An 11,198-nucleotide genomic window follows, 5' to 3' on the forward strand; every position below is an offset into this window, starting at 1 on the left:
AAAATTTTTTTGTGCGGCACTTGCATTTGGTACAATATTAAGCAGTTATATGATTGAAATGGAAAGTATATTGGAATACACAATAGAAAAACATATGAATATGAATTGAACTGGCAGGAACGGAGAGAAGCAAATGATTCATCAAGTCGGTCAGATTATGCTGTATGTCAATAATCAAGATGAGGCATTGAAATTTTGGACAGAAAAAATTGGGTTTTGCGTAGTTTCTGAAGAAAATAATGGCCAAGGACTGAGATCGATCGAAATTGCTCCAACAAAGGAAGCTGAAACGAGTATTGTTCTCCACAATAAGGAATTAATTGCTAAGATGCATCCGGAAGTAAATCTTCATTCACCTTCGCTCCTGTTTTACTCAGAAAATCTCGATCAATTATATAAAGATTTTTCGGATAAAGGCATCACAGTTGGAGAAATTGTAAGCATGCCCGGCGGCAGAGTTTTTAATTTTGTGGATAATGAAGGAAATTACTTTGCCATCATGGAAAAAAAGAAAATCAAATAAAAGAAACAAAATCCACATGACTAGGATAAACATTAACGTTCCTGATCCAAAGGTTTTGCTGAATCCAATTTCAGCCGGCCTTTGGTATTTTTTGCTTGAAAAGGGGCCAGTGTCATTCACATTGGGAGTATCAATAATATGGTGTAAATGGAATACCATCTTCAACTGTTTTACAATTTTTCGCTAATTCCTGAATCAATGTGGCCTTTTCGCTTTGCATCAATGGTCATCTTATTAATGGTAAGTTTCAGTTACACAAAACCTCTTACATCCTCGCGGTTTATTGAAAATGGCACTATTTTAAATGACATTTGATGCGATATCAATAGATTTACAAGGGTGATTAAAAGTTTGAGATTTTCAAGTATTGTACTATGATAAATTTAATTCCATTATTTGAGTTGAGCAATGGTATAGAGAGCAGTGTCCCTTGTTCTTACACAATTTACCTAAGGAGTGGTAGAGATGGCACGTGTTTTATTTATTAATGGTGGGTCAGAAGGACATATCAATCCGACTATTGGAGTTGTGCAAGAGCATATTTCGCGCGGGGAAGAGGTCGTGTACTTTACGATTGAAGCGTTTAGAGAGCGTATTGAGAAGACGGGAGCTACTGTACGAACATTTGACGGTCAAAAATTTATAAAAGCCTTTCTTTCAGGTGGAAGAAATTATTTACTTGAAAGAATCAACGGTCTTTTACATACGGCAGATATTGTCATACCTAGCGTTCTTGAACAGATCAAAGGGGAGCATTTTGATTACATCATCCACGATTCCATGTTTGGTTGTGGACGTTTACTTGCCCAAATTCTTAAGCTTCCCGCAATCAATTCTTGTACTTCTTTTGCGCAGACCAAAGCATCATTCGATAAAATGCTGGAACAGCTTTCTAAAGAAATTCCTGCAGAAATAGTTAATCCTTTATACGGTGAATTTCAACGCCTGACGGATATGGTGAAGGAAAAATATGATGTGGAGATCCATTCTCCTTACGAAGTTTTTTGTAATCCTGCCCCACTTACCATCGTTTATACAACTAGGGAGTTTCAACCTTTTGGAGAAACATTCGACCAAACTTACAAATTTGTAGGTCCATCCATCTCTTCACGATCAATGGAAGAAAACTTCGATCTTACTGCAATAAAGGGGAAAAGCCCGATTTACATATCACTGGGTACGGTCTTTAACCAAGCAATGGATTTCTATAAGCTTTGTTTTAAGGCATTTGGGAACACTGATCATACTGTTGTCATGTCTATTGGGAAACAAAATCAAATATCTGATTTGGGGGAGATTCCTAAAAACTTCATTGTAAAAAATTATGTTCCGCAAACTGAGGTGCTGAAATACAGTAAATTATTTATTACACATGGTGGAATGAACAGTACCAATGAAGGTCTCTATTATGGGGTTCCGCTCATTGTAATTCCACAAAGCGCGGATCAGCCGATCATTGCCGGGCAAGTTGCCAATATCGGAGCCGGTATTAAATTACAAATGCAAAGCTTGACTGCAAATCAACTACGTGAAGCTGCAGATCATGTGTTAAACCACCCATCTTTTCATCAAGCTGTTGCAAATATTAGGGAATCCTTTCAAAAATCGGGTGGGTATCACCAAGCTGTTGATGAGATTTTCGAATTTAAAAGTCAGTATGGTATCTAAATAAAGAAATTTCACGGCTGCCATTATTGTTGACTTTTTCTTAGTGGTACAGCAACTTCTTTTAAAAGCTGGATTGTGAAATTTATAATAAAATTAACAGATGCTTTAGTTCATAAGAACTTATTAAAATGAATAAACTTTTTCATAAAGAAGTTACTCGCTCCATTTTCAAAGCATGCCTTATTTTTTATAATAAGGTTGAACCTCTCAGGTAATATATCCGCGAGAGGTTGTTTTTAATTTTCGGATTTGTTCGAAAGAAAAGCGCGTTTTATAGTCACTCGATCCATATTTTGCAGGGTGATGCAGTAAAGGTGGGAACTGCAATGAAAGTTAATCCAAAAGAATTTTTGATGAATGATTTACGTTATATTATAAGGCCTGCAATAGAAAAGGATGCCAAAATATTGTCTGAAATAAGATTGCAGATAGATGGTGAAACGGAAAATCTAGATAGAGAAAAGGGCGAGGCGTACATAGACGAATTAGGTTTTAATCAATTAATAAAAGATGATGCAGAAAGTAGCAACTTATTTTTAGTTGCGGAAGTTGATAAGAGGATAGTAGGTTTTTCCAGATGTGAAAGAAACAAATTAAAAAGATTTTCTCATAAAGCCGAATTTGGCGTTTGTGTATTAAAAGAATATTGGGGATATGGAATAGGAAAAAATCTTCTAAAAGAATCGATTCATTGGGCTGACTCAAATGGCATTAAAAAAATAAACTTAAGTGTACTCGAAACCAATGAAAAAGCTATAAAACTCTATAAAAAATATGGATTTGAAGTAGAGGGGATTTTAAAAAAAGACAGAGTTTTATCAGATGGCAACTACTATAATACCATTTTAATGGGAAGGTTTAATGAATAGCAGCTAGAGGATGATAATATTTAAAATGCCTTTAACTCGATCAGCAAACAGAATTCCTATTTTATTCCATTAAAAAGCGCGTCATAAGAAAAAATCTTTCAAAAGGCTTCTAATTATTTTATCGTTAAATGGAGGCTTGCGAAGTGTTTTTGATCATACTTTCATTTAAAGTTTCACTAAGGCAGCATAACATTTTATGAAAAAATACGTTGACAGTGTAAACAAAAATATGTTAATTTTATGAAAACAATTCTTATTAAATTAATAGGATTAATAAGAAATTAAGATAGATGAATTTGACCAAAACACAGACCAGATCACTGGATGTGAAAAGAGAACAGCGATGATTGCGAAAATCACTGTTAACCGGCAAGAAAACCACCTTTAAAGGAAACGTATTTAAATAAAAAAGATGTTTTGAATCCCGCTTCTTTTAGGAAACGTTTAGGGAAGCTTTAAAATGAAATCTATTAAGATGTTCGAATATTTCATGTATGTCTAACATTGAATTTGAAAAGATATCTGTATTTATTTTTTAATCAAAGGGGGTGCTTCTTTACCTTTATCAGCGGAAGAAGCAAAATAATCACTTAGGCCATCATCTGCAATTCTCATATGGATCAATGATAAAAGACAATAGCAATCTGTGTTTTAGTCGACCGGACCACTGGAGACTTCCTTTCATTTTTAAGGGAGTCTCCTTTTTTAATTTAAGCTTCCCATAGACAGACATATTCAAGGAGGAATTATAAATGGAAATCTTTTGGTTTATTCCGACAAATGGAGACTTTCGTCAACTAAATCAACAAGAGGGTTCACGCCCTGCAACTTATAACTATTGCAGACAAATTGCACAAGCCGTCGATGACTTGGGCTATAGCGGCGTCTTAATTCCTACAGGAAAAACATGTGAAGAAGGATTTATTGTTGCTTCAACGCTAGCACCCGTAACCCAAAATCTAAAATTTCTTGTAGCCGTACGCCCGGGATTAATGTCGCCAAGCTTTGCTGCGCGAATGTCGGCGACATTGGATCGATTTTCCGATGGTCGGCTGTTAATTAATGTGGTGGCGGGGGGCGACCCGGTCGAACTTGCAGGAGAAGGTGTGTTTTTAGACCACGATGAACGCTATGAGTTAACCGACGAGTTTTTAACGATATGGCGGCAGTTGTTTACGGAAGAAGAAGTGAAGTTAGAAGGAAACTATTTACGAATTGAAGGGGGGCAATTGCCGTACCCAACGGTTCAAAAACCATATCCGCCACTATATTTTGGAGGATCTTCTCCTGCTGCGATGAAGGTGGCGGCAGAACACATTGATGTTTATTTAACGTGGGGAGAGCCACCGGCCCAAGTTGAGAAAAAAATTAATAAAATGAGGGAGCTCGCTGCTGCCCAAGGAAGAACGTTAAAATTTGGCATCCGGCTGCATGTCATTGTCCGTCCAACGTCAGAGGAAGCATGGGAAGCTGCCAATCATCTCATCGAACATGTGGATGAAGAAACCATTGCACAGGCGCTGAAAGTATTTAAGCGGATGGATTCAGAAGGCCAGCGTTTGATGACGAGTTTGCATGAAGGTGACCGTACCAGATTAGAAGTGAGTCCAAATCTTTGGGCAGGTATTGGATTAGTGCGTACCGGTGCGGGCACGGCGCTTGTAGGAGATCCCGATACGGTTGCCGCCCGTATAAAAGAGTACGCTGATTTAGGCATCGAAACCTTTATTTTATCAGGCTACCCACATTTAGAAGAAGCCTATAGAACAGCGGAATTATTATTTCCGAAACTTCCGGTTAATCAAAAGGATGCTTCCAATCAGCGGACGTTCCTTAGCCCATTCGGCGGAGATATAAAATCGACCGCTGCCGAACAACACGAACGTACACTCAAAAGTATAGGTTAAACGAGATTTAAATGCGGCTAAATATAGATGGATCTATTAATGAAAAAGGAGAGATGGATAAATGTCTAATCAAAAACATTTAACTTCTGATACATTGACATTCACAGAACCGGTAAGACTTCATTCGAATGAACTTGAACAACTGATCTCTGCCATTGCAAAAGATGCTGAAGTGCGCAGAAAGTCTGGTAGTGAAGCGCGGCCATTTTATGCAATGGAGTTAATCAAGAAATCAAGACTTGGTGCCCTACGTTTACCTGTTGAATTAGGCGGCAGCGGGGCCAGTATTCGTGATCTTTTCTATGTTGTCATTCGCTTAGCAGAAGCGGATCCGGATGTTGCTCATAGTCTTCGTTTTCATTACTACCAAGTGGAGGAATTTCTTCAAAGCCCTGCTGGCAAAGAGCGTGATAAATGGCTGAAAAAGGTAGCGGAAGGAGATCTTATTGGTAATGCTTATACTGAACTTTCATCTAATAATGTAGGAAATTCGGTCTATGAAACGACTTTAACCCCTGATGGCGACGGATACCGTTTAAATGGCACGAAATATTTTAGTACGGGAACTCTATATGCTGATTGGGTATTAGTCATGGCTTCTACTCCTGATGGCTCAACGGTGTCCGCACTTATTCCGACAGATCGGGAAGGCGTCATTATTGAGGATGATTGGGACGGAATTGGACAAAGATTGACCGGGAGTGGAACAACCCGTCTTGAGAATGTTTTCGTATATAAAGATGAAGTAACATTCATTGATGAAAATAAAACCCCATTTAATTCATTTTTGCAACTTATTTTACATGCGGTGATTGCGGGCATATTACGCAACGTAGTGACAGATGCAGCCGCGTTGGTTCATCGTCGTAAGCGAACATTCAGTTTTGCAGCTGCTGATAAGCCGACGGATGATCCGCTTTTGCAGCAGGTGATTGGCCAGCTTTCGAGTAGTGCGTTTGCTGCTGAGGCGATTGTGTTGACAGCCGCAGATGCATTAGACGCCACGGTGGATTCAGTTGTTGATGGAAACCTTGATTTTGATCTTAGTCATGAAGCTTCATTGAGGGCGGCTCAGGCCAAAGTGATTGTAGATGAATTGGCATTGAAGGCTTCTACATTGCTTTTTGAAGTTGGAGGGGCATCTGCAACAAGGCAATCGGAAAATCTCGACCGTCATTGGCGCAATATTCGTACAATTTCTTCCCATAACCCAACCGTTTACAAGGCTCGTGCCATAGGGAACTACGTTGTAAACAATACTAAACTTCCAATCAGAGAAGTGTACTTTTAAATTCTTCTACCATACTAGCTGAATCTATTGTTAATAAGTGATTGATCTTGACTGATATTAGGAGGTATTTAGAATGGGGATTTTAAAAACGGATCAAAATATTTATTCAAGAACTTATGTGGAAGAAATCAGAGAGCGAGTCAGCCCTATCATTCAAAATGTCATTGAACCAAATGCGGAAGCGATTGATAGAGAAGGAAAATTCCCAAGAGAAAATTTATTGGCGCTGGCTAAAGAAGGGTGGAATTCTGTAACCGTTCCTGAAAAATGGGGCGGATTAGATTTGGGTTATTTAGGCTTTTCCATTGTTTCAGAAGAAATCGGAAAGGTCGATGCTTCTACAGGGTTAGTGTATGCCATGCATGTGGGGGCAACGCAGGTTATTGTTCTATATGGAAATGACGATCAAAAGGAACGATGGCTATTGCCTGTACGGGAAGGCGCCATTGGGACTTTTTCTACAAGTGAAAAAGCGACAAGAGGGCATGTATGGTTTAACTTGAGCCAGGCTAAACGGGATGGAAAGGATTATATCATTAATGCTGAAAAATCCTTTACGACTAGTGGAGGATACGCTGATTTTTATATTTTACAAACGAGAACTCCGGATTCGGAAGACCCAAGTGATTTTAGTTATTTTATTGTTGACGGACATAATGAGGGGATTACGGCAAAGCCGTGGAAGGCACTAGGCGTTAGAGGAAATCATAGCGGACCCATTACTTTCAGTAATGTAAAAGTAAATCATCGCGATCTGGTGGGACGTGAAGGATTAGGAAAAGAGATAATGGAAGAAGGAGGAAACCCTATTTATTTGCTCGGCATTGCTTCTGTTTGGCTTGGAGTAGCACAAGGTGCGCTAAAAGCAGCTGTTGATCATGTTACGAAAACAGTAAATAAAGGTTTTGATAATAGTTTAGCTGACCACCAAGTGATCCGTCAAAAACTGGCAGAAGTGAAAATACAAATTACGGCATTAAAAGCATGGCAGATAGATTTAGCAAGACATTTTGATGAATTTTTGGCGGAGGGTAAACCGTTGAGTTTACTTGGATCAGAAGTGGTAGAGTTTAAAATTCACACTTCTGAAACGGCGGATTTTGCCGCGCGGGTCGCAATGGATGTAGCCGGCGGTTATGGATATTCTGAAGGAATATTTGAACGGCTTTATCGGGATGCGCGTGCAGGGATCCCAATGGCTCCATCGAATAATATTGGACGAGACCAAATTGGCAAAATTTTAGTAGGGTTGCCGTTGAATCTTTGGAATGAAGGTAAGTAATCTAATTTGAATTTGAGAAAAGGGCAGTCCAAAAGCTGGTCTGCATCCATAAAACTCAGCATTTTAAACGTTGGGAGACTTAATCAACCGATTAACGAAATGAAGATCAGTTGACGGGTCGTTATTTCAAGAACAATAAATGTTTAAAATTTAGAATTTTTGTTTTTTAATTCGTTCATTTTTAAAAATATATTAAAAAGAAAACATTTAAACGGGGATGAAGAAATATGTCCAAACCACTGTCATTTTCAGCTTTTGTTATGAATACAGCTTCTCACATCATTCACGGTCTTTGGCGTGATGAAAATGGGCATCAGAAGAACTTTAATGATGTTGAGCTTTGGGTATCCCTAGCCAAAAAATTGGATGAAGGTGGCTTTGATGCCATCTTTTTTGCGGATGTGATTGGATTATATGGCAATCATCGCGGCGGCTGGGAGTATCATGTTAAAACGGGCCTGCAAATACCAAGCAATGATCCCATGGTTCTTATGTCTGCACTGGCCGTAAACACGAAGTATTTAGGATTAGCTTTTACGGCGGCTCCGCTTCAGGAACATCCGTTTAATTTTGCAAGGCGCGTTTCAACATTGGATCATATCTCCAAAGGTCGTATTGCATGGAACATCGTTACAAGCTATTCGGCAAATGCTTTTCGAAATTTTGGCTATGATGGTCTAGTTCCTCACGATGAGCGATATCGCTGGGCGGATGAATATGTAGATGTATTGTATAAACTTTGGGAAGGTTCATGGGACGACGGGGCATTGTTGCAAGATGTCAAGAGCGGCATTCATGCAGATCCGGCAAAGGTTCACAAAATTAATCATATCGGAGAGCGTTATAAAGTGGAGGGCCCGCACCTTGTTTCACCATCCCCTCAGCGCACCCCGGTGCTATTTCAAGCCGGAGCATCTTCTACAGGAAGGGAGTTTGCGGCCCGAAATGCAGAGGCTGTCTTTATTGTAGCACCTGATCCCGAAAATGCCCGACAATTGATCAATGAAATCCGGCGATTGGCTAAACAAAATGGCAGGGATGAGAATGATATTCTCGTTTTTCAAGGGTTGTCTTTTGTGATTGGTGAGACGGAAGAAGAAGCGAGACGTAAAGAAGCTGAGCTGGATCAAAAAATTGATTTAGATATGATGATCGCCCATATGGCAGGCGGAATGGGCATTGATCTTGGAAATATCAGTTTAGATACACCTCTTAAACACATTGAAACAGAGGGAGTAAGAAGCACATACGAGTGGCTAAAGCAAAGTACTCCCGGGCGCACCCCTACAGTACGAGACCTTGCCAAACTGAGAACGAGATCGTCTCGCATTGTTGGAACCCCTGAAACCATTGCAGATCAACTGGAGATTTGGAGGGAAGCAGGAATCGATGGGGTCAATATGATCAATGCTGTCATTCCCGGTTCCTATGAAGAATTTATTGATTTGGTGATGCCTGTATTACGAAGACGTGGTTTAGCCCGTGGAGGCCATTCCGAGCCAAGCACCTTCCGAAAAAAATTGTTTGGATCAGATCTTCTGAATGAACGTCACCCTGCAGCCAAATATAGAGGTGCATTTGCTGCGAAAAGTACAACACAATAATAAGAATGATCGAATATAAAGGCGCCGTTTTTATCATTAATATGACTAAGAAGATGCGAATAATTTATTTTAAACAAAAGGGGGAATTTTGTAAGATGAGCTCCAAACAATTAATTTCAAAAAAAGATCAAGATCCCTTTTCCTCTGCGGCATTTTCTGAGCCGGTTAAACCAAATTCCCGTGAACTGGACCAATTGATTGAGGAAATTGCCCGGGATGCGGAGGAACGAAGGAATACGAATAGTGAAGCCCGACCTGATTATGCGATCAAGTTAATCAAGCAGTCCAAGCTTGGCGCGTTGCGTTTGCCGATTGAAGAGGGAGGAGGCGGCGCCAGCATTCGGGATCTTTTCCAAGTGATCATCCGCTTAGCCGAAGCAGATCCGGATGTAGCACACAGCCTTCGTTCACATTATTCCCAAGTGGAAGAATATCTTCGAAATCCGGATAAAAAAGAACGTGATAAATGGCTGAAGAGGGTGGCCAACGGCGATATTATCGGTAATGCATTTACCGAACTTTCGTCCAAAAATGTTGGAAAATATGCTTTTGAGACCACTTTATCCCCTGACGGTGACGGATATCGATTAAATGGGACGAAATATTTTAGTACAGGTACGATGTATTCTGACTGGGTTTTTGTGACGGCGTCCACCCACGATGGGAAAACAGTATCGGTCATCATTCCTGCAAACCGGGAAGGAGTCATTATTGAAGACGATTGGGACGGCATCGGGCAAAAATTAACGGGAAGCGGCACGACCCGTTTGAACAATGTGTATGTATTTAAAGATGAAGTAACGTTTATTGACGGTACAAAGACTCCGTTTAATTCCTATCTACAGCTCTTTTTGCATGCAGTCATTGCCGGAATATTGCGAAATGTAGCGACGGATGCTTCTTCTTTAGTACATCGTCGTAAACGTACATTTTCTTTTGCGGCAGCAGATAAACCGACAGATGATCCGCAGCTTCAACAGGTGATTGGCCAACTTTCCAGCATCGCATTTGCTGCAGAAGCGATTGTGCTAACTGCTGCAGAAGCACTTGATGTTGCTGTGAGATCAGCCGTTGACGGTGTGATCGATTATTCGTTGAGCCATGAGGCTTCGCTTCGAGCCGCACAAGCTAAGGTGGTAGTAGACGATCTTGCTTTAAAAGCCGCTACCCTGCTTTTCGAAGTTGGCGGGGCTTCAGCAACAAGACAATCGGCGAAATTGGATCGACATTGGAGAAACATACGCACGATTGCTTCGCATAATCCAACAGTTTACAAAGCTCGGGCCATTGGCAGCTACATAGTAAACGGTACAGATCTTCCGATTAGAGAAATTTATTTTTAAGACGATTTTAATCAAAACAAATATGAATGGATTTGAAGAATGAGATAAAGTGGGCAAGCTTAATGCTGATTTATAAAAATTCATTAGGAATAAGTTGGTTTTCTTTGACTTTTTCTAAAAGGATTTCTATAATAATTTCTGTACTTTTAAATTTAGAGGAGGATTATTAAAAAATGTATTTTATCAGATTGCGATTCCCGGCTTTGAACCAGTAATTAAATACGTTCAAAGGCTCTGTTTGTGTATGCAGAGTAAACGGGAGCAGTCTGTCCTTTTTTAATAATCTTCGTTTCATATAGAAAATATGTAATGTGAAGAAGGCAGACGGATCGTTCTGTCTTTTTTATTTATGTATCATTCTCCTTCTTTTGTTTAGCAAAAGGAAGGTTTATCCCGCTTCAACGGGCAGTAAGTCCCCGCTTCAAGACTTAAGCGGAAACAATGAAGTCAAGTGGGGAATAACTGCTCGTAAAAGCCCGATTAGTTCAACTAACCATCAGTGGCAGATGAAGGCTTATTAAAAGCACCGTGTCCCCATGTCTTCATCTGCACTTGCACATCCTGTGCGTTGCCCCCCACTGATGGAAGTTTCACTTTATTTGGTGACGGCTTCTAATAGCCCCTAATCTAATAAGGATGGGTCTTCTTCCCTTTACTCTGAATCACAGGCAGATCGCCTGTGATTTTTTTATGTGCGCCCGGCATGTACAT

8 protein-coding genes are annotated in these 11,198 nt (G+C 40.0%); all 8 read left to right on the top strand.

Features of this window, described 5'->3' with window-relative positions; genetic code table 11:
* Nucleotides 1-133 precede the first annotated feature (133 nt).
* The 8 genes from NST81_RS01005 to NST81_RS01040 all read left to right on the top strand — a co-directional run bounded on the left by NST81_RS01005 (nt 134) and on the right by NST81_RS01040 (nt 10,487).
* Nucleotides 134-523 (top strand): VOC family protein, encoded by a 390-nt coding sequence (locus tag NST81_RS01005; RefSeq protein ID WP_341027751.1) that lies wholly within the window; start codon nt 134-136, stop codon nt 521-523.
* Nucleotides 524-988: 465 nt separating this feature from the next.
* Complete coding sequence (locus tag NST81_RS01010; RefSeq protein ID WP_341027753.1) at nt 989-2,191, top strand: macrolide family glycosyltransferase; 1,203 nt, start codon at nt 989-991, stop codon at nt 2,189-2,191.
* 326 nt (nt 2,192-2,517) lie between these two features.
* Entirely contained in the window at nt 2,518-3,060 is a 543-nt protein-coding gene (locus NST81_RS01015) for a GNAT family N-acetyltransferase (RefSeq protein ID WP_048622404.1), read from the top strand.
* A 752-nt stretch (nt 3,061-3,812) separates the two neighbouring features.
* Nucleotides 3,813-4,967 carry an FMNH2-dependent alkanesulfonate monooxygenase gene (gene ssuD / locus NST81_RS01020; RefSeq protein WP_341027757.1) on the top strand — a complete coding sequence of 385 codons (1,155 nt, stop codon included), beginning with the start codon at nt 3,813-3,815 and terminating at the stop codon, nt 4,965-4,967.
* 61 nt (nt 4,968-5,028) lie between these two features.
* On the top strand, nt 5,029-6,258 hold the full coding sequence (locus NST81_RS01025) for an acyl-CoA dehydrogenase family protein (RefSeq protein WP_341027760.1): 1,230 nt from the start codon (nt 5,029-5,031) through the stop codon (nt 6,256-6,258).
* A 73-nt stretch (nt 6,259-6,331) separates the two neighbouring features.
* Complete coding sequence (locus tag NST81_RS01030) at nt 6,332-7,540, top strand: acyl-CoA dehydrogenase family protein (RefSeq protein WP_341027762.1); 1,209 nt, start codon at nt 6,332-6,334, stop codon at nt 7,538-7,540.
* 227 nt (nt 7,541-7,767) lie between these two features.
* Nucleotides 7,768-9,144: an LLM class flavin-dependent oxidoreductase gene (locus tag NST81_RS01035; protein WP_048622409.1), complete on the top strand. Its 1,377-nt coding sequence runs from the start codon at nt 7,768-7,770 to the stop codon at nt 9,142-9,144.
* Nucleotides 9,145-9,239: 95 nt separating this feature from the next.
* Complete coding sequence (locus NST81_RS01040; protein WP_048622410.1) at nt 9,240-10,487, top strand: acyl-CoA dehydrogenase family protein; 1,248 nt, start codon at nt 9,240-9,242, stop codon at nt 10,485-10,487.
* Nucleotides 10,488-11,198 lie beyond the last annotated feature (711 nt).

The organism is Bacillus sp. FSL W8-0223, from assembly GCF_038006805.1.
In the GTDB taxonomy this organism is placed as follows: Bacteria; Bacillota; Bacilli; order Bacillales; family DSM-4216; genus Bacillus_O; species Bacillus_O smithii.